At 61.9% G+C, this 18,867-nt stretch carries 17 protein-coding genes; 9 read left to right on the top strand and 8 right to left on the bottom strand.

Translation table 11 applies throughout. From position 1 onward, the window contains the following. Positions 1-124: 124 nt before the first annotated feature. The 6 genes from ACO06F_RS16965 to ACO06F_RS16940 all read left to right on the top strand — a co-directional run bounded on the left by ACO06F_RS16965 (position 125) and on the right by ACO06F_RS16940 (position 7,389). Complete coding sequence (locus ACO06F_RS16965; RefSeq protein WP_421693908.1) at positions 125-1,096, top strand: ABC transporter substrate-binding protein; 972 nt, start codon at positions 125-127, stop codon at positions 1,094-1,096. Between the two features lie 69 nt (positions 1,097-1,165). Next, entirely contained in the window at positions 1,166-2,707 is a 1,542-nt protein-coding gene (locus ACO06F_RS16960; protein ID WP_421693907.1) for a sugar ABC transporter ATP-binding protein, read from the top strand. Next, a complete protein-coding gene (locus ACO06F_RS16955; RefSeq protein ID WP_421693906.1) occupies positions 2,704-3,693 on the top strand; it encodes an ABC transporter permease in 990 nt (329 codons plus the stop codon). Before ACO06F_RS16960 ends, ACO06F_RS16955 begins: the two co-directional genes overlap by 4 nt. Further along, positions 3,690-4,658 (top strand): ABC transporter permease, encoded by a 969-nt coding sequence (locus ACO06F_RS16950; RefSeq protein ID WP_421693905.1) that lies wholly within the window; start codon positions 3,690-3,692, stop codon positions 4,656-4,658. The genes ACO06F_RS16955 and ACO06F_RS16950 overlap by 4 nt, the downstream gene beginning before the upstream one ends. Positions 4,659-4,666: 8 nt before the next feature. Further along, positions 4,667-5,761 carry a mandelate racemase/muconate lactonizing enzyme family protein gene (locus tag ACO06F_RS16945; RefSeq protein WP_421693904.1) on the top strand — a complete coding sequence of 365 codons (1,095 nt, stop codon included), beginning with the start codon at positions 4,667-4,669 and terminating at the stop codon, positions 5,759-5,761. A gap of 11 nt (positions 5,762-5,772) precedes the next feature. Next, positions 5,773-7,389: a GMC family oxidoreductase gene (locus ACO06F_RS16940; protein WP_421693903.1), complete on the top strand. Its 1,617-nt coding sequence runs from the start codon at positions 5,773-5,775 to the stop codon at positions 7,387-7,389. Positions 7,390-7,414: 25 nt separating this feature from the next. Here the strand turns inward: ACO06F_RS16940 and ACO06F_RS16935 are convergent, their stop codons facing one another. From ACO06F_RS16935 to ACO06F_RS16910, 6 genes are all read right to left on the bottom strand, one after another. After that, positions 7,415-8,407, bottom strand: a complete 993-nt coding sequence (locus ACO06F_RS16935) for a glycosyltransferase family 2 protein (RefSeq protein ID WP_421693902.1) — start codon at positions 8,405-8,407, stop codon at positions 7,415-7,417. A 339-nt stretch (positions 8,408-8,746) separates the two neighbouring features. Next, positions 8,747-10,990, bottom strand: a complete 2,244-nt coding sequence (locus tag ACO06F_RS16930; protein WP_421693901.1) for an alpha,alpha-trehalose-phosphate synthase (UDP-forming) — start codon at positions 10,988-10,990, stop codon at positions 8,747-8,749. Continuing rightward, positions 10,987-12,783: a glycoside hydrolase family 15 protein gene (locus ACO06F_RS16925; RefSeq protein ID WP_421693900.1), complete on the bottom strand. Its 1,797-nt coding sequence runs from the start codon at positions 12,781-12,783 to the stop codon at positions 10,987-10,989. The genes ACO06F_RS16930 and ACO06F_RS16925 overlap by 4 nt, the downstream gene beginning before the upstream one ends. After that, entirely contained in the window at positions 12,780-13,448 is a 669-nt protein-coding gene (otsB, locus tag ACO06F_RS16920) for a trehalose-phosphatase (RefSeq protein ID WP_421696711.1), read from the bottom strand. Before otsB ends, ACO06F_RS16925 begins: the two co-directional genes overlap by 4 nt. Positions 13,449-13,618: 170 nt before the next feature. Next, positions 13,619-14,212: a disulfide bond formation protein B gene (locus ACO06F_RS16915; RefSeq protein ID WP_421693899.1), complete on the bottom strand. Its 594-nt coding sequence runs from the start codon at positions 14,210-14,212 to the stop codon at positions 13,619-13,621. Beyond that, positions 14,212-14,370 (bottom strand): DUF5993 family protein, encoded by a 159-nt coding sequence (locus ACO06F_RS16910; RefSeq protein ID WP_421693898.1) that lies wholly within the window; start codon positions 14,368-14,370, stop codon positions 14,212-14,214. The genes ACO06F_RS16915 and ACO06F_RS16910 overlap by 1 nt, the downstream gene beginning before the upstream one ends. Before the next feature lie 160 nt (positions 14,371-14,530). On the opposite strand from ACO06F_RS16910, the gene ACO06F_RS16905 reads away from it, so the two are divergent. From ACO06F_RS16905 to ACO06F_RS16895, 3 genes are all read left to right on the top strand, one after another. Then, positions 14,531-14,854 (top strand): hypothetical protein, encoded by a 324-nt coding sequence (locus ACO06F_RS16905; RefSeq protein WP_421693897.1) that lies wholly within the window; start codon positions 14,531-14,533, stop codon positions 14,852-14,854. Positions 14,855-14,999: 145 nt separating this feature from the next. After that, positions 15,000-15,407 carry a CopG family transcriptional regulator gene (locus ACO06F_RS16900; protein ID WP_421693896.1) on the top strand — a complete coding sequence of 136 codons (408 nt, stop codon included), beginning with the start codon at positions 15,000-15,002 and terminating at the stop codon, positions 15,405-15,407. A gap of 10 nt (positions 15,408-15,417) precedes the next feature. Next, entirely contained in the window at positions 15,418-16,491 is a 1,074-nt protein-coding gene (locus ACO06F_RS16895) for an alpha/beta hydrolase family esterase (protein ID WP_421693895.1), read from the top strand. Here ACO06F_RS16895 and ACO06F_RS16890 read toward each other — a convergent pair. Then, positions 16,441-17,400 (bottom strand): fatty acid desaturase, encoded by a 960-nt coding sequence (locus tag ACO06F_RS16890; RefSeq protein WP_421693894.1) that lies wholly within the window; start codon positions 17,398-17,400, stop codon positions 16,441-16,443. The genes ACO06F_RS16895 and ACO06F_RS16890 overlap by 51 nt on opposite strands. Positions 17,401-17,703: 303 nt before the next feature. Further along, on the bottom strand, positions 17,704-18,684 hold the full coding sequence (locus ACO06F_RS16885) for a glycosyltransferase (protein ID WP_421693893.1): 981 nt from the start codon (positions 18,682-18,684) through the stop codon (positions 17,704-17,706). Positions 18,685-18,867 lie beyond the last annotated feature (183 nt).

The following is an 18,867-nucleotide window of genomic DNA, read 5'->3' as shown; positions in this document are numbered from 1 at the left end:
TCGACCATAATAACGAGCATCTGCAAATCTGAGCAGACCAAATTTTGAGTTTCTCACCGATTCCGGTGGGCGGCTTCAATCAGGTCGGACCAAACCGGCCCGTTAACACGTGGAGGACCCAACAATGCTTCGTCGCAATTTCCTGACTCTCATGGCCGGAACGGCACTGGTTGCCGTTGCCCGCCCCGCCTTCGCCGAACTGCCCAAGATCCAGAAGAAGGACACCTACAAGGTTGGCTTCGCCCAGACGGAGAGCAACAATCCCTGGCGCATCGCCCAGACCAAATCGATGCAGGATGAAGCCGCCAAGCGCGGCTGGCAGTTGGTCTATACCGATGCCGCAGGCTCTGCCGCCAAACAGGTGGCTGACGTCAACTCAATGATCGCGCAAGGGGTGGACGCGATCTTCCTGGCGCCACGCGAGGAAAAGCCGCTAATCCCCGCCGTGATGGGCGCGAAGAAGGCCGGCATTCCCGTGATTCTGCTCGACCGAAATGTCGACCCGTCGCTGGCCAAGCCCGGCGAAGACTATGTGACGTTCATTGGCTCAGACTTCATCGAGGAAGGAAAGCGCGCCGCCGAATGGCTGACCAAGACCATGAATGGCAAGGCCAGCATCATCCAGCTTGAAGGCACCACCGGTTCTTCTCCCGCCAATGACCGCGCCAAGGGCTTTGCCGACTATATCAAGGACCACCCCGACATGAAGATCGTGGCGAGCCAGTCCGGCGACTTCGCGCGTGACAAGGGGCGCCAGGTGGCGGAAACGCTGCTGCAGGCCCACCCCGAAGCAACCGCCATCTATGCGCATAATGACGAAATGGCCATTGGCGCCATCTCGGCGCTCGAAGCGGCCGGCAAAAACCCCGGCAAGGACGTCATCATCGTCTCGATCGACGGCACGCGCGATGCGCTTCAGGCGATCATTGACGGCAAGATGGGTGCGACGGTGGAATGCAGCCCGTTCTTCGGGCCGGCGGCCTTCGACACGCTGGTGAAATATGCCGCGGGCGAGACCATTCCGCCGAAGATCATCAACACCGACCGGTTCTTCGATGCGGCCAATGCCAAGGAAAATCTGGCCAGCGCCTATTGATCCCGCATCAGGGGAGCCCTCTGCCGGGCTCCCTTTCTCTCTGCCGTGAGACCCTCTGGAAAAGGCGGGATGAACGCCACCACATCGCTCCTCCACATGCGCGGCATCAGCAAGCGCTTCGCCGGTATTCCCGCGCTGACGGAGGCAAGCTTTGCCGTAGGCCGTGGCGAGGTGCATGCCTTGATCGGCCAGAACGGGGCCGGCAAATCCACGCTCATCAAGATCCTGACCGGCTACTACACCCGGGATGCCGGCGACGTGACCTTCGGCGGCCGCCCCTTTACCGCCGCCTCGCCGCATGATGCGCAGCTGCACGGAATCAGCACCATTTATCAGGAAATCAACCTCGTCGGTTACCGCTCAGTTACGGAGAATATTTGCCTAGGACGGCCTTTCCACAGATGGGGCCTGCTCGACTGGCCCGCGATGCATGCCGAAGCCAAACGCCTGCTGAATCGCTTTGCGATCGACATCGACGTGCGCCAGCCGCTCGAAATCTATTCAACCGCCGTCCAGCAGATGGTGGCGATTGCGCGCGCCGTGGGCTTCCAATCGAAACTCGTAATCATGGATGAGCCGACATCCTCACTCCACGAACGCGAGGTGGAGGTGCTATTCGGCGTCATCCGCCAGCTCAAGAGCGAAGGCATCTCCGTCGTTTTCGTCAGCCACAAGCTGGATGAGCTTTATGCCGTGTGTGACCGTGTCACCGTGCTGCGCGATGGCACCACCGTGCGGGAGTCCGCGATGGGTGACATCGGAAAGCTGGAACTGGTGGCCGTCATGCTTGGTCGGGACGTGAACACCGTGCGCCGCAAGGGCGCCACCGCCTTTGGAACGCGCGCTGCGGCCACTCACAAGGAATTGCTTGTGGCAGAGAGGCTGCGGGCGGCTCCGCTCGTCGACGATGTGTCCTTCCGCATCGGCAGGGGGGAAATCGTGGGGCTTGCAGGGCTTCTGGGCTCCGGCCGCAGCGAAACCGTACGACTGGTCTTCGGTGCGGACCGCGCGGAACAGGGCCAAATGCGGTTCGAAGGCCAGGCTTACGCCCCAGCGGAGCCCGCGGATGCAATTGCCGCAGGCGTTGGCTTCTGCACCGAGGACCGCAAGAATGAAGGGATCGTCCCCGATCTTTCGGTGCGGGAAAACCTTACCCTCGCACTGCTGCCCCATTTGACCCGCGCCGGCGTCATCGACACGGCGGAACAGACGCGGATCGTGGAGGATTTCGTTACCCGTCTCGGCATCAAATGCGCCTCGATCGAGCAGCCGGTGCGGCAGCTCTCGGGCGGCAATCAGCAAAAGGTGCTGCTGGCCCGCTGGCTCTGCATGAACCCGCGCCTCCTCATTCTGGATGAGCCGACGCGCGGCATTGATGTGGGCGCCAAGGCGGAAATACAAAGCCTCATTGCAGACCTCGCCGAGAAGGGCCTCGCTGTTCTCATGGTCTCTTCGGAGGTGGAAGAGATCGCCGAAGGGGCAGACCGCGCCTATGTGCTGCGCGACGGGGAAACGGTGGTGGAGCTTTCCGGCGAAAGGCTGGACGAGGCGCATCTCCTTCATGCCATGGCCCATGGCGCAGCCCCCCTCAAGGCGGAGGGCGAGGCATGAGCGCTGTTCCCGCCACCAAGGACACGGGCACGCGGCTGGCCGACCTGCTGCTGCGCCATGGCGCCTTGATCGCACTTGGCCTGCTCGTGCTGTTCAACCTGTTCTTCACGCCCAACTTCCTGTCCTGGCAGACCCTCAACGTGAACCTCACGCAGGTTGCGGGAATCGTCATCGTCGCCACCGGCATGACGCTGGTGATCGCCACGGGCGGGATCGACCTTTCCGTTGGCTCGCTGATGGCCATATCAGGTGCATTGGCGCCCTTGATCTTTCTGGGCACCATTCTGCCCATGCCGACACCCCTGCTCGGCGTAGCGCTGGCCTTCATCGTTCCGGTGCTGGTGGCAGGGCTGTTCGGCGCCTTCAACGGCTTTCTCATCACCCGCTTTGGCATTCAGCCGATCATTGCCACGCTCATACTGTTTATCGCCGGGCGGGGCATTGCGCAGGTGGTGACGAATGGCAACCTCCAATCCTTCCGCAACCCGGACTTCCAGGTGATCGGCCTCGGCCGCGTCTTCGGTGTTCCAGTGCAGGTCATCCTCATGCTGGTGATCGTGGGTTTCGCCTTCTGGCTGATGCGCCGCACGCTGCTGGGCCGCCAGATTCTGGCCGTGGGCGGCAATGAGAAGGCCGCAAGGCTCTCCGGCATTCCGGTGAAGCGGGTGAAGATGGCGGTCTACATCTTCTCCGGCCTGTGTGCCGGCATTGCCGGGCTCATCGTCATCGCCATCAATTCGGCGTCGGACGCCAATCTGGTGGGGATCGGCATGGAGCTTGATGCGATTGCCGCCGTGGCCGTGGGCGGCACGCTGCTGGCGGGCGGCCGCGCCTATGTGGGCGGCACATTGATCGGCGCTCTCATCATCCAGCTCGTCCGCTACACGCTTCTTGCCAATGGCGTGCCCGATGCCGCGGCCCTCATCGTCAAGGCGGCGCTCATCATCCTGGCCGTCTGGCTGCAAGGCGGGATGAAGCGCGCATGAGAAAGCTCACCCCGCTGCTGCGCAATTACGGCGTCGTCATTGCCTTCGCCATCTTCCTGGCCTTCGGCTTCTGGCGCTATGACAATTTTCTGGGCAGCTACAACATACTGAGCTTCCTCCGCTACAATTCGATGTTCACGCTGGTGGCGCTGGGCATGGCCTTCGTGATCTTCACCGGCGGCATCGATCTCTCCGTCGGAACAGTTGCTGCATTGGGCAGTGTCTGCGCGGCAATGGCCTCGCCCTATGGCCTTGTTCCCGGCGTGGCTGCAGGCGTGGGCGCAGGGCTGGTGGTCGGTGCCATCAATGGCCTCATCATCACCAGGCTTGCGATCGCACCTTTCATCGCGACGCTTGCGACTATGCTGGCGGCAAGTGGAACGGCCTTGCTGCTGGCCGGAAACCAATCGGTCTCCGTCTCCTACGAGTCGGGCTTCGTCTCATTCGGGCAGGACGATCTGCTGTGGTTTCCGATTCCGGCCTGGGTGGCGCTTGGCGCCTATCTCGCAGGCTCGCTGCTCCTCAACTTCACCAGCTTCGGGCGCACCACGCTGGCAATTGGCGGCAACGAGGATGCAACACGGCTGATGGGCCTTGAGGCCGACAAGGTGAAGTTCCTCGTCTATCTGATGAGCGGCGGCCTTGCAGGCCTCGCCGGCGCAATCCTCGCGGCACAGTTCGGCGCGGGCCAGCCCATCGAGGGCGTGGGTTGGGAGCTCTTCGCCATCGCCGCCGTCGTGGTGGGCGGCAGCCTGCTCACCGGCGGACGCGGCTCGGTGGGAACCACGCTTGCGGGCGCCCTGCTGCTCGGCCTCATCTTCAACATGCTCAATTTCGAGAACGGCCGCGGCTGGATCAGCCTCTCTGCCTATTGGCAGTCGGTGATCCGCGGGCTGATCCTTCTGCTCGTCGTCATCCTGCAGGTGAAGCTCGTCGAGCGGCGCACTGCTTCCTCCAAACATTGAGAGTTCCGATGTCCAAGATTGCCTCCGTCACCACCGGCTACTATCGCGTTCCCCTGCCTGAGATCCTCACCGACTCGATGCATGGCATCATGCGGGACTTTGAACTCATCACGGCCCGGGTGCGCGATGAGGACGGCGTTGAAGGCGTGGGCTACACCTTTACCGTGGGCCGCAATGGCGGCGCCACCGCCAATATCCTTGAGAGCGAAATGGCGCCGCTCGTCACCGGCCGGGACGCAGACCAGATCGAGGCGATCTGGATGATGCTGTGGTGGGAGCTTCACTATGGCGGCCGCGGGGGCCCAACCGTTCTCGCCCTCTCCGCCCTCGACATGGCGCTGTGGGATTTGAAGGGCGTGAAGCTTGGTACCCCACTGTGGAAGCTGCTCGGCGGCTTTTCGGACCGCGTCACCTGCTATGCCGGTGGCATCGACCTGATGCTGCCGCTCCCCGATCTCCTCAAGCAGACGGACCGCAATCTCGAACGCGGTTTCCGTGCCATCAAGATGAAGGTGGGGCGCAAGAAGCTGTCCGAAGATGTGGAACGCGTTGCCGCCATGCGGAAGCACTTGGGCGAGGACATGCCGTTGATGGCGGATGCCAACATGAAGTGGACGGTGGACGAGGCCATTCGCGCTGCCCGTGCCTTCGCACCCATGGGCCTCACCTGGCTGGAGGAGCCGATCATCCCCGATGATGTTGCAGGCCATGCCCGCGTGGTGCGGGAAGGCGGGCTTCCCATTGCGGCGGGAGAAAATCTCCGGACGCTGTGGGACTTCAAGCAGTTGATCGCCACCGGCGGCGTCACTTTCCCCGAACCTGACGTTACCAACTGCGGCGGCATCACTCCCTTCATGAAAATCGCCCATCTGGCGGAGGCCTTCAACATGCCGGTCACGTCGCACGGCGCGCATGACGTGACGGTGCATCTTCTCGCGGCGGTGCCGAATGGCGCCTATCTCGAAGCGCATGGCTTCGGGCTTGACCGCTATATTGCAGCGCCCTTGCGCATCGAGGATGGCTTCGCCATTGCACCCTCACGGCCCGGCCACGGCATTCAGTTCGACTGGAAGGGCCTCGAAGCGATACGCGCCTTCGGATGAGGATCAACGCGGTGACGACCTTTGATTACATTGTGGTGGGCGGCGGCTCGTCAGGCTGCGTCGCGGCGGCAAAGCTGGTGACGGGAAGCGAGCGTTCCGTTCTCCTGCTCGAAGGCGGGCATTCGCACCGCCACCCGCTGCTCGACATGCCGCCCGGCATCTTCAAGATGATCAACGGCTCCAAGTTCATGCGCTATCACCACACGGTGCCGCAGGAACATCTGGACAACCGCGTGCATGACATTCCCCAGGGCAATGTGCTGGGCGGGGGCTCCTCCGTCAACGCGCAGGTCTATATGCGGGGAAGGCCTTCGGACTATGACGAATGGCATGAGCTGCTGCGCGGCGACAATGACTATCCGGGCTGGAGCTGGAAGGACGTGCTGCCGCATTTCCGCGGCATGGAGGGCAACAACCGCCTCCACAATGAGCTGCACAACAGCAGCGGCCCCTTGCTCGTCTCGGACCCGGGTCACATCGAGGACCTGTCGCGCTGGTTCGTGCAGGCGGTGCAGGCCATGGGCGAGCCCTATAATCATGATTTCAACGGCGCTGCCCAGCGCGGCGTGGGCTTCTACCAGTTCATGAACCGCCGCGGAAAGCGCTCGAGCGCGGCCTATGCCTTCATTGCCCCGCTCGAGGGCCGGAAGAACTTCACCCTGGAACTCAATGCGCGGGTGAGCCGCATCGATATCGAGAACGGCCGCGCCGTGGGCGTCACCTATCAGGACAAGACGGGCCGCATCCAGCAGGTGCGCGCCGCGCGGGAGGTCATCCTGGCTTCGGGTGCACTTGTAACGCCGCAGCTCCTTATGCTTTCAGGCATCGGCCCTGCCGCCCAGCTGAAGGAGCATGGCATCCGCTGCCTCGTGGATCACCCCGGCGTTGGCGAAAACCTCATCGATCATCCGGAGGTGCCGATCATTGCCGTTGCCAATGGAAAATACGGCTATTTCGGCCAGGGCGCGGGCTGGCGCATGATGCTGAACGGGCTTCAGTTCAAGCTTTTTGGCACCGGCCGCATCCTCTCGGCCGGGGTGGAGGCTGGCGCCTTCATCAATCCTCTGGATCCTGAAGCGGAACCCAGTGTCCAGGCCTTCTGCGTGCCCATCGTCTATCTCGACCGGGATACGCTGACGCTGGTGGAAAATACCTATGGCCTCACCATCACCACCGTCGTCATCAAGCCCAAATCGCGCGGCTATGTGCGCCTGCGCTCGGCCAATCCCGAAGACATGCCGCTCGTCTCCCCCAACCTCCTGAAGGCGCCGGAAGACATGCAAACCATGATCGCGGCACAGAGATTTTTCCTTCGCGCCTTCGAGACGGAGCCGCTCGCCGGCAAGTTCAGCCGCGTGGCAATCCCGCGTCCGGGCAAGACCGATGACGAAGCGCTCGCCGCCCATTGCAAGCGCTTCGTGAAGACCAACTACCACCCGAGCGGCACCTGCCGCATGGGCCCCACGGGAGACCCGCTGGCGGTGCTGGACAGCCGCCTCCGCGTTCGTGGCATCGAGAGCCTGCGCATCTGCGACCTGTCCGCCATGCCCAATATCAATGCCGGCAACACCAACGCCCCCGCCATGATGCTAGGGAGCCGCTGCGCGGAATTGATCCTCCAAGGCTAGAGCGGGTCGTCGCGCGGGGCCCCTGTTATTGCCCGGCGGAGATCAGCTCAGCCGCAGCGGGCACGGCATTCATAAGCTTGTCCAGTTCTCCCTCCGGGAACTGGGCGAGCAGCACTTCGCGAATGCTGCCCGGTGTAAAGTGATCAAGGCCGCCATTGGCGAAGAAGGCTTCAATCACATCGATCTTCACCTCATCCGAGAGATGAACGACGCCCTGCCGCTCCTGCCGCTGCCACATCGAAAATATCGAATTGGTGATGAAGTCATTCTTCGTGTGAAGCCCGCGGTAGACCAGCGCCTCATGCAGGATGAGCGAGCCGCCGAGCATGTGCGCACCATTGGCGCAATAGGAATCGCCCTGACCCTTGTACGCGAAATCCTTGATGGGTTTGAACGTCAGCAGGGCGTCTGTGCGGAACATCATCGACGAGGTGGTGCACCAGTGCCAGCCGGTTTCCAGAGGCGAGACGAATTTGTGAAAGCCGTATCTGGCGAAGGATGCGTGTTCCGCCTCTTCCGCGCTCGTGCCCAGCTGCTCGAGCCGGCTCGTGTATTGTGTGGAGGTGATGATACCATCACCGATCTTGAACAAATGCTGGTCACAGGAGGCAAGCGGGCAGAAGATCACCCTGTTGAGATGAACATCCAGCATCTTCCGGATAAACTGCGGGTCATATCTGTCGTCAGGATCGAGAACACACACGAATGACGATGGCCGCTCGCTGATTCCCCGGTAGATCGCATGCACCATGCCCTTGTTCTCAGGCGCCTGGATCAGCGTGAACCGCTCATCTGCCACTTGGGCGAACTCCCTTTGCAGGGCTGCCCAGTGATCGGGCGATGAACAGTCGTCCACCACAACACATGCAATGTTTTGATAGGACTGCTGTTTGACGGATTGCAGCGCATCACCCACGAATTCGGAATAATTGTAATGGGGAATGACGATCGTTACCCGTGGGAAGCGGAGCTTTTCCATCACGGGGCGGGCGTTCGAGGCAGGTGCAGTGTCGAGCATGTTTTACCCTGGCGGTACAGCTTTCATAACCTGCCGGATGCATTCCCCATCACGGCAAATGGCACGCAGCAGCTTTTTTCACCTAAAATTATGACTGGCTTCAGCCCTAACCGCAAGGGTAGTACCAAACCTTTCCGGCAATTTCCACTTGAGCTTGTGTCCGGAGGTCAGGCGCTTTTCCAGCCTTTATCAAAGGAAGCCGTCCGAAGGGTGCCGGGTAATGTACCGGTCAGAGACGCTATCCACCTCCATGCTTTCTGCCTCCTATCTCCGCCGGCGCGGCAAGAAGATCAGCGCTACGGCAATCCAACTGCGCCCGACACCTCGCCCTTGAGGCCGCTAACGAGGGGAGTTGGCCAGAGCCAAAACACGCCGCCGCTGCCGGATACGGGCGGCATCCACCAGCATGCGGCCGGCCCAGCGATAGACGTTCTGTTCCTTCACCTGCTGGCGCATCAGTCGCATGCGCTCCTGCTGCTCCTGCGCGGGCATCAGCAAGGCGGTGTTGAGCAGCTGGGCCATGGACTTCGCGTCGTAAGGATTGACGATCAGCGCCTCCGTCAGCTCACGCGAGGCGCCGGCGAAGGTGGAGAGGATCAGAACACCCTGTTCATCATCGCGCGAGGCCACGAATTCCTTGGCCACCAGATTCATTCCATCATGAAGGCTGCTCACGATGCAGAGATCTGCCGCGCGGAACAGTTCGAAAACCTCCGGCGGCTCATGGTGGCGCACCACGAGCAGGATCGGTTTGTTACCGTTCCGGCCATGGCGGGCGTTGATCTCCTCGGCTAGCGCCAGCGCCTCCTCCTGCAGGCGGCTGTAGCTTGCAAGCTTGCTGCGCGTGGGTGCGGCCACCTGGATGAAAGTGAAACGGTCCCGCCACTGCGGATATTCCGCCAGCAGCAAGTCGATGGAGCGCATGCGGTCCAGAATGCCCTTGGTATAATCGAAACGCTCGATTCCTACCGCCACACAGGCATTTTCTGCCAGGCCGAACCTCTCGCGCACGGCCTTGCGGCAGGCTTCAACCGGCGGCTGGCCCGCCATGGCCGACGGCGGCCATTCGATCGAAATCGGATAGGGCCGGATCAGCGTTTCATGGCCGCCCAGCGCCACGCCGGCATTCTCACGGTCGATGCGGCTTTCGATGAAGCGGTCGACCGTCTCGAAGAAGTTGTTGCAATGGAATTGCGTGTGAAAGCCGATGATGCTGCTGCCGAGGATACCGTCGAGGATTTCCTCCTTCCACGGACAAATGCCGAAAGTCTCCGCATTGGGCCAGGGAATATGCCAGAAGGTGATGATCGTGGCCTCCGGCAAAAGCTTGCGGATCATCCGTGGCGCCAGTGCGAAGTGATAGTCCTGAACAAGCACGATGGGGTCGGGCCTCGTCGCTTCCGTAGCCACGGCCTCCGCAAAGCGCTGATTGATGGTGCGGTAGTAATTCCAGTCCTCCTCGCGAAAGGTGGGACGCACGAAGGCGATGTGGCACAAGGGCCAGAGACCTTCATTGGCAAAGCCATAGTAATAGCCGTTTTGCTCTTCATCGCTGACCCACACGCGCCGCAACGTATAGCTTGGGTCAGCAGGCGGCACGGCGAGGCGGTCGTTGCCGTCAACCGTTTCGCGGTCGGCGGAGCCGCTGCCGTGGGCAACCCAGGTGCCGCCGCAGGCCCGCATCACCGGTTCAAGCGCCGAGACGAGCCCGCTTGCTGGCGTCTGGAGTTCAACCTTCCCGTCCACCAGATTGTGAATATAGGGCTCGCGATTGGAAACGATGATGATCTGCGCTTCCGGCAGCGTTCCGGCCAGCAGGTCATGAAGGGATTGCGGCGACCATTTGACGTCCGGCGTCTCCGTCCTGCTACGGGCAAAAGCGATCTCCCGGAACAATTGCGCGATCTGCCGGTCGATGGCGGAACTGTCCCTGCCCGGCGGCGGCGGCCGGCTCCCCCGCCTTGCACTGTCGATCGCCTGCCTGAGCGAATTGGCCCAGCTCTTCAGCAGATAGAAGATCAGAATGGCACCCACGCCGGCGATGATAAGCCCGAAGCCGAAGAGCGTTGCCACCACATAGGTCTGGACCTGCCAGGTGCGTTCCTCGACGTAGGAAAGATCGTTCAGCACAGCGAGATAGATTCTGCCCGCAGAGGTCTCGATCGGGAACATGGCAACCAGCACCCGGCGCCCGTCAAAGACAAGGCGCGAGAAGCTGGGGGCATCATTGCGTGCTGCATTCTCGCAGGAAAACGTAGGCGGCATCATCTGCGTTGCGCCGTGCATCTTCCCGGTCGCGTCGCAGACGCCCATTGCCAGCACACGGTCATCACCGGCTACACCCTCGAGGATGCTGTTGAGCCGCTGCTCATCCCCGTCGGCCAGCGCCCGCCGCACAGGGCCTTCGACGAAACCATTGATAAGACGAGAGCGGGAGAGAACATCGGCATCAGCCCACTGCTCCAGCAATAGCTTGGACGGCGGCATGGCCAGCATCGTCAGGCCAAGCAGCGCAAGGAGGCCAAGAAGACCAGCAGTCAAAGGGCCAACGCGGCGTGGAATGTCCATGAGCCTCTTCATCATCGCACCGCGCTCCACGGCCGGCTCAGCAGCAGTGCGCAATTGATCAGGCCTGCCAGTGAATAGGTCTGCGGGTAATTGCCCCACAGCTCACCTGTTTCCGGGTCAATGTCCTCCGAGAGGAACCCCGCCGCGGTGCGCCGTGAGAGCATTTCCTCGAACAGCGCGCGCGCTTCCGGGCCGCGCCCCATGATGTGCAATGCCTCGATCAGCCAGAAGGTGCAGAAGTTGAAGGCGGTGCGCGGTATTCCAAAATCATCCTCCGTCGCATAGCGCAGCATGTAGGCGCCGCGGCGCAGGCCCTGTTCGACAGCCTTCAGCGTTCCTTGAAAGCGCGGGTCCTCCGGCGCAAAGAAGCGGAGATCGAGAAGCTGGATGAGGCTCGCGTCAAGCTGGTCTCCCGTGATCGTGGCGGACATGGTGCCGGACTCCGCACGCCAGGCGCCCTCTTCGATGAAGCGGCGGATATGCTGTGCACGCTCCGTCCACAGGTCACGCCGAGCACCCAGCCCCAGCACCTCGGCCGCGCGTGCAAGCCGGTCGCACGCCGCCCAGCACATGGCGGCGGAATAGGTGTGAACGGCACTGAAGGTGCGGAACTCCCAGAGCCCCGCGTCTGGCTTGTCATGAATCTCCCAGGCCCGCTCGCCCACGCGCTCGAGCGCCTGAAAATCCGCAATGGCGGACACCCGCAGCAACCGCGAGTCAAAGAAGGCCTGAACGTTGGACAGGATGACCTGGCCATAGGCATCATTCTGCAATTGCTCATAGGCCTGATTGCCGACGCGCACCGGCCCCAATCCGCGATATCCGGAAAGCCCTGGCGCTGTCCGCTCCACGACGCGCGGCTCACCCAGCACGCTGTAGAGGGGCTGTATGTGGCCATTGCCTGGCGCACTCACCACATTGCGCAGGAAGCCGAGATAGCCTTCAAGCACGTCCAGCGCGCCCAGGCGGTTCAGTGCCTGAACCGTGTAGTAGGCATCGCGGATCCAGCAATAGCGGTAGTCCCAGTTGCGTTGTGAGCCCTCATGCTCCGGAATGGAGGTGGTGATCGCGGCAACGATGGCGCCGGTCTCCTCGTGCTGGCAGAGTTTGAGGCCGATGGCGGCGCGGATGACCGCCTCCTGCCAGTCGGGTGGCGTGGCAAGTCCGCGCGCCCACAGCTGCCAGTCCGATGTGGTGTCCTGCAGCATCTGCGTGAGATCGGCCGCAATTTCACCGGTGAAACTCTCGTCAGGCCCCAGGAAAAAATGCAGCGGCCTCTCCAGACGGAAGGCGAGCTCCTCGATGATGAAGGATACGGGCGCATCCGTCGTGAGGCGGTAACTTGCTGTGCCGAGGACATAGCGGATGTGGTTCGAGCCGAAGGTTCTTGCCGCGCGTGAGGCGCCGTAATCATAGCTGGGCCGAAGCCGCATGCGAATGCGGGGCGCACCGGAGATGGGCCTGATGATGCGCGCGAAGGCGGCCGGCCGGTAGACACGGTCCAGCCTTTGCCGGCGCGGGCAGAAGTCGATCACTTCAAGGGCGTTTCCCGCGCCGTCCTGAAGCGTGGTGACGAGAATCGGCGTGTTGCGCAGATAGGCCTGCTGCACCGTCGCGCAGCCTTCAAGTTCAACAGACCAGAGGCCGCTCAGCTCCTCACTGCTGCGCTCATCATCCTGCAGCAGGGCTGAGAACAGCGGGTCGCCATCCACACGCGGCACGCAGGCCCACACCATTGTTCCTGTGCGGTCAATGAGGGCGCTCACCTGGCAATTGCCGATGAGCCACAAATCCAGCGAGCGCTTCATGACAGGCGCTCCGCGGCCTCTGCCAGCCAGTGCAGTGCGCCGGCAACACTTTCCAGCCTGAAGGATGCATGGGTGGGCCGCAGGGGACCTACGAGAATGCCCGCACCTCCCATGTCATTTGCAGCCTCAAATCCTGCCTCGTCCGTCAGGTCATCGCCGATGAACAGCGGAAACGCTCCCTTGAGGGGCAGCTCACGCATGAGGTTCCGCACTGCGTCTCCCTTCGTCGCCAGGTGGAATTTGAGTTCGATGACCTTCTTTCCCGGCTGCAACGCATAGCCTTCCGATCTTGCGATCTCTGCTGCGAGCATGAGGCACTCCGCCTCGGCATGGGGCGCGAGACGATAGTGAAGGGCGAGACCGAATGGCTTTACTTCGAGCAGCACACCCGGATGCAGCGCTTGAAACGCCTGAAGCCGCTCAAGCACATCTGCGCGTGCGCCAACGGGCTGCGGCGTCCACAACCGTCCATCGGGAAAGTGGATTTCCGCCCCATGGCTGCCGGCGATCGCAAGCTCGGGCTCGGGAATGAGGTGGCGCAATTCGGCGGCTGAGCGCCCGCTGACGATCACCAGCCTTCCGCCAACCGCGCGCGCCAGCTTTCCCAGCAAGTTGCGCAGCGGCGCGTCCACCCGCACGTCGCCGGGGCGCGATGCAAATTCGATCAGCGTGCCGTCCAGATCGAGGAACAGGGCCGCACGCCGGAGCAGGTCATGAGGCGGTGGCGCGAGCGCCCGTTGAGCAGGTGTCGTGATCGCTCCTCCGCATTGAGGTGGGAGCCCTCAAACGCGTTGGCGTGCAGTTGGTTCCCACGCGCGAAAGGTGGGAGCGCCTATCAGCCCAACTGTGAGAAGAGGTTGTAGCGCGAGGGATCGTCCGGCAAAACCCACGCAAAGCCTTCGAGAAACACGATCATGACGGCATTGATCGCCACCACGGCGAGAAAGGCCACAACCACGGCAGAGGAGAGTTTGGCCTCGAAGCTTTTCTCTGGCGGAGCCTCCGGCATGGCAGTGGGCGCCAGTATGCCGAGGATGGCGGTGAACACGATCACCACAAGAAAGGTGATGAGCGACCAGCTATAAAGGTGAAGCCCCATGATGGGTCCGCCAAACCCCGGATCGCCCGGGAGAATATGCAGCAGCACCTGCCGGTCTGCGAATGCCGAGCCTGCAAATGCCCCCAGCGCCCCAAGGCCGAGGCACTGCAGGTAGCGCACCGGCGTCAGCGTCCCGTTCCGTGCGTCGCGAATGATCCACAGGGCGCCGAGCGTTGTCAGGATCATGCCATAACGCTGCAGCATGCACAGCGGGCACGGCAGCTCGCCGCCCACGAATTGCAGCAGCAGGGCAACACCCAGCACCGCAGTGTAGCCCAGCACCCAGAGATGGAGGCTCCAGAAAACGAGACGGGGAAGAAGCTTTGCCATCAGAAGCTCAAGCCCAGCGAAGAGGTCACGTGATGGTCGAACAGACCCAGCATCAGCACCAGGCTCACCACCCAGCATGAAACAACCAGCCACGGTGGTGCGGACCGCCAGATGGCAAGGGCGGTGAACAGCAGAAGAAAGAGAATGATGATATCCATATGCCCCGCGCCGCCTTCAGCCTTGCCCCACCCGCTTTCTCCTATTGCATCGGGCGCGCGGGCGCCAGCATTTGGATTGGAGGGAAGCAGGGCTTGCGTTAGACATCGCGCATGGACCTGCTAAGGTCCTCCACAATCGAATTCACAAGGAGTTCATGTGATGAAGACATCGATGAAGCGCGCCATCATGGCGATCGGCCTGCTTTTTCTCGCCAGCGAGGCGGGTGATGGTCTGTCGGTTCTGGCCACTGGCAATGGCGGGCTGATTTCAACAGCCCAGGCGCGTGTCGGACGGCCAGCGACTCCTGGCTCTGTCGCAGGCGTCGCACGCCGCACCACGCGCCGCACGATTCGCCGTGGAGCCTATGTGGCGAGAGTGCCCAAGGGCTGCCCCTATGGCGCTTACTATGGTTACAACCTCTACTATTGTGGCGGCACCTATTACCAGAAATCGGGCAGCGGATACGTCATCGTCTATTTCTGAAGCCATCCCCTGCACCCAGAATTGAGCGGCCAGGCGCCTTTAAACGCCTGGCCGCCTTTTTTTGAGCTAGTGGGATGAATTCAAACCTTGCAATGCATCTCCGCCATCCCCATACCATCCATATGGATGTTATGGGGAGTATAGTATGGAACTGCAGCGGCAACCGGACTCCGAAAAACTCACCTTGAACATGGGATTTGTCGATCTCGGCAAGATCGACCTTCTGGTTCGTGACGGTTTCTACGCGAACCGGTCAGATTTCATCCGCACTGCCATCCGCAACCAGCTCACCGTTCAAGCGCAGGATGTGGAGAGAGCGGTCAGCCGCAATACATTCGATATGGGCCTTCGGGATTTCTCGCGCGCGGAACTCGAGCACCATCTCGCGCATCAGGAAAAGCTGTCGATCCGGGTCGTCGGCCTGGCGCGTATCGCTGCGGATGTTTCACCGGAGCTTGCAGCGGCCACGATCGACTCGATCACCGTACTCGGCGCTTTGCAGGCCAGCGCCGCCGTCAAATCTGCCCTCGCCGGCAAAATGAAGTCCTCATAAGGAGAACGCCATGTTCGACCATCTGGCTCCGGCCATGCGCCGGGCGCTTGCTGCCACGCGCGCCTCCAATCTGACGGAAGCCACGCGCCTTCTGCAGGAAGCCTTGACGGGAAAGCCGCCACAAAGGACGGAAGACGCGCCGCCACCGCAAGCCCGGCAGCGCCGCAGCCTGGGCGAAACCATCACAGCACTGCGCAAGCAAGCCGATTTTCGGCAAACGGCGCAAACACATGTTCCGGCGACGCCGGAGGGTTGCGCCTTCCTCCACCGAACCATCGTGGCGTCGTCGGGCACACGGGACTACCGCCTCTTCGTCCCATCTTCGGCAAAGCCCCGCGGGCTGATCGTCATGCTCCATGGTTGCAAACAGACTGCCGAGGACTTTGCGGTGGGAACGGCCATGAACGCAGCTGCGGAAGCAGAAAGCATGCTGGTGGCCTATCCCACCCAGCCGCACAGCGCCAATTCTTCAGGCTGCTGGAACTGGTTCCGCCCCGAAGATCAGATGCGCGAGGCAGGCGAACCTCACATCCTCGCCGAAATGACGCAGGCACTCATTGATGAATATGGCGTGGGAACCCGCGTCTACATAGCGGGCCTGTCTGCGGGCGGCGCCATGGCGGCAATCATGGGGGCCACCTACCCGGAGTTATATCAGGCAATCGGCATCCATTCCGGGCTGCCTTATCGTGCTGCGCATGATGTGCCCAGCGCTTTTGCCGCCATGCGGGGCAGCCAGCGGGGAAAGAGCGTGCCAACGCTCCCGCGGCAGATCATTTTCCATGGCACGCAGGACCACACGGTCGTCCCCGCCAACGCCACACGGCTGCTGGAGAATGCCCGCCTCGGCCAGGACGGCGTCCAGCTGCTAGAGCAGCAGTTCACCTCCGGCTCAAGGCATGTGACGCACACGGAAGTGTTGACGGAAGGCGGAACGCTTCAGGCTGAGGCCTGGCTCGTGGCAGGCGGCGGACACCACTGGTTCGGCGGCGACTCCTCGGGCAGCTTCGCAAAACCCGAGGGCCCCAACGCATCACGCGAGATGATGCGGTTCTTCCTCGGTCGCAGACGAGACATCGCGTGACCTTGGCCTGACCTCGGAGAACGGTACCAGCCGCTTCTTTCCTTCATCCCAGAGGGTGAGGCGTACGCAGCCCAAGCTCTCTTTCAGGGTGAGCCGCCCCACGGCCTTGAGTTCGGGGCATGCGTCGAGCGCCTGGGACAGACGATAGAAGGGGATCCGGCTGCTCAGATGGTGCAGATGATGAATGCCGATGTTTCCGGTGATCCACATCAGCGGGCGTGGGAGTTCATAGAATGAGCTTCCATGGACCGCCGCTGAGGCCTGTGACCAGCCTTCATCCTGCTCCCAGGACGTATCCTCGAATTGATGCTGCACGTAAAACAGCCAGACGCCGATGGAAGCCCCCAGCAGCATCACCGGCAGGTGAACAGCGAGGAAGCTCATCCATCCCAAACCCCAGATCAGAAGAGCGGAGGCCACGAGGATGCCGGCATTGGTTCCCCCGGTGCTCACCCAGGGCATGAGTCCCGCCTTCATGGCGCCAACGGGCAAGCGATGCTGGCCGAGAAAGAGATAGGCAGGTCCAATTCCGAACATGACGAGAGGATGCCGGTAGATCCGGTAGCCAAACCGCTTGAGAGGCGAGAGGTTCAGATATTCACGAACCGTCAGCGTGCTGATGTCGCCGATGCCGCGCTTGTCGAGGTGGCCTGACCCTGCGTGATGGCGTGCGTGGGAATAGCGCCACATATCATAAGGTGTGAGGGTGATCACGCCGAGCACCCGTCCCGTCCAGTCATTGGCCCGGCGCGAGGAGAACATCGCCCCATGGCCGCAGTCATGCTGGATGATGAAGAGCCGGACGAGAAAGGCCGCGGTCGGAACCGCAAGCAAAAGGGGTAGCCACCAGCTGTGCCAGCTCAACAGCAGCATCGCGCACCAGCAGGCAATGAACAGCCCCGCCGTCATCGCCACTTCCCCGATAGCCCGGTTATTGTGTGGTTGCCGGAAAGAGCGCAGCCGGGCCAGCAGCTGAGAAGCCTCCGGCACCGATTCAGGTTGGAATGTCAGGATGATCCTTTCAACCACTGGCCTTCAATCCAGTGGTGATTCCCGGCCGCCGGAGGGAAGAACTCTTCACCACCCTGGCCTTCGATGCGTTTGCTGCCCCAGGGTTTATATAGGCACCCGATAGGCAATTGTTAGCCATCTGTGGGGCGATACAAAGAATTCGCGTTCGGCAGTGGCCGTACGTGAACGGGGCCCTATTGGTTAGACAAGCGCCCGGACACAGGCAAGAAAGGCCTCCTGCTCGCGGACATATCTCTCCCGCGCCCTGCTGCCGAGGCTGCGCCGGACAGCGGGTGGCATCGCAATCGCGGCGTGAATTGCCTGCTCCAGCGCTTGCGGGCTGACGCTGCTGCTGAGGCCGCAGCCGCGCGGCGCGCTCCTTTCCACTGGCACAAGAATGCCGCAACCCGGGTCGATGAGCTCATTCATCGGGGCCGCATCGACCGTCACGATGAGTGCACCCAGGGACCGCGCTTCATTGATGTAATGCCCGAAGCCTTCCATTTGCGACGTGCACAGATGAACGCCATGCTGGGCCAATTCGGCGAGATATTCGGTATCTTTCAAATATCCCATGCGCAGCCGCAAATTGCCATGGCGCATCCAGCACGGGATATTCAGCGCATCCATCTGATAGGCCTGCAGAGTCAATTTCGGAAACTGCGGCCGCTCAAGCCACAAATCGATCAGCGCTTGCGTATACCGCCAGCGCTGGCCCCGCCCCGCGAAATGCGCGAAACGCGAAAAATCAAGTTCGCCTGGCGGAACAGCTGGCGTTGTGAAGCCCGTTCGAACATGCCGGCTGCCGGGAAAGAGCCCGGACAGCCTGTCCATGCTGAGCTGCGATTTATGCCAGAACTCGGTGACCACTCTGGAAACTTGGCCTGACTCGGAGGCGAACAGCCATTCGGGATTTGGAAGCAGAATTCTGCGGCCGTAGCTGAAGAGATTGCGATGTTCGAACACGCTCTCGATGAACAGCGCCGCCTTGCCGCCGCCTTCGAGGGAGAGCACCCCGTCATTCTCATGCTGTGGGCGGCGGTAGCAATCATAGGGAACGGAAATGATCCGCGTCGGCACCCCCTGGAGGGCGGCCCGCAACACCAAGGCATCGACCATCAGCCCCCGGCTGTGGTCGGGCACGAAGATGTCGATACTGGATGAAGCCCCCTGCTCAGCCATATGCGGCAACTTTGTCAAAACCAAATGCCAGTCCGCACCGGGAGTGTCCGGCAAAATACCTGCGGATGACACTGCAATTTCACCGTGACGACGTCTCCACCACGTACCCCTGCAGAAATGAAACACCGGCGCCGCAAATGCAAGCGTTCCCAATGGCGCAGGCCCAATCCTGGAGCCTCCGCA

Origin of the sequence: Aestuariivirga sp. (assembly GCF_965227715.1) — a bacterium.
GTDB lineage: Bacteria > Pseudomonadota > Alphaproteobacteria > Rhizobiales > Aestuariivirgaceae > Aestuariivirga.
The sequence above is the reverse complement of the archived record's forward strand: the minus strand, read 5'-3'. Positions and strand labels throughout refer to the sequence as shown.

Coding starts and splice junctions, on each gene's coding strand:
- ACO06F_RS16890 (WP_421693894.1), bottom strand. CDS start 17,400: ATGACGGCGGGGCTGTTCATTGCCTGCTGGTGCGCGATGCTGCTGTTG.
- ACO06F_RS16930 (WP_421693901.1), bottom strand. CDS start 10,990: ATGATGAAGAGGCTCATGGACATTCCACGCCGCGTTGGCCCTTTGACT.
- ACO06F_RS16905 (WP_421693897.1), top strand. CDS start 14,531: ATGAAGACATCGATGAAGCGCGCCATCATGGCGATCGGCCTGCTTTTT.
- ACO06F_RS16925 (WP_421693900.1), bottom strand. CDS start 12,783: ATGAAGCGCTCGCTGGATTTGTGGCTCATCGGCAATTGCCAGGTGAGC.
- ACO06F_RS16935 (WP_421693902.1), bottom strand. CDS start 8,407: ATGCTCGACACTGCACCTGCCTCGAACGCCCGCCCCGTGATGGAAAAG.
- ACO06F_RS16895 (WP_421693895.1), top strand. CDS start 15,418: ATGTTCGACCATCTGGCTCCGGCCATGCGCCGGGCGCTTGCTGCCACG.
- ACO06F_RS16945 (WP_421693904.1), top strand. CDS start 4,667: ATGTCCAAGATTGCCTCCGTCACCACCGGCTACTATCGCGTTCCCCTG.
- ACO06F_RS16910 (WP_421693898.1), bottom strand. CDS start 14,370: ATGGATATCATCATTCTCTTTCTTCTGCTGTTCACCGCCCTTGCCATC.
- ACO06F_RS16965 (WP_421693908.1), top strand. CDS start 125: ATGCTTCGTCGCAATTTCCTGACTCTCATGGCCGGAACGGCACTGGTT.
- ACO06F_RS16955 (WP_421693906.1), top strand. CDS start 2,704: ATGAGCGCTGTTCCCGCCACCAAGGACACGGGCACGCGGCTGGCCGAC.
- ACO06F_RS16950 (WP_421693905.1), top strand. CDS start 3,690: ATGAGAAAGCTCACCCCGCTGCTGCGCAATTACGGCGTCGTCATTGCC.
- ACO06F_RS16885 (WP_421693893.1), bottom strand. CDS start 18,684: ATGGCTGAGCAGGGGGCTTCATCCAGTATCGACATCTTCGTGCCCGAC.
- ACO06F_RS16915 (WP_421693899.1), bottom strand. CDS start 14,212: ATGGCAAAGCTTCTTCCCCGTCTCGTTTTCTGGAGCCTCCATCTCTGG.
- ACO06F_RS16960 (WP_421693907.1), top strand. CDS start 1,166: ATGAACGCCACCACATCGCTCCTCCACATGCGCGGCATCAGCAAGCGC.
- ACO06F_RS16900 (WP_421693896.1), top strand. CDS start 15,000: ATGGAACTGCAGCGGCAACCGGACTCCGAAAAACTCACCTTGAACATG.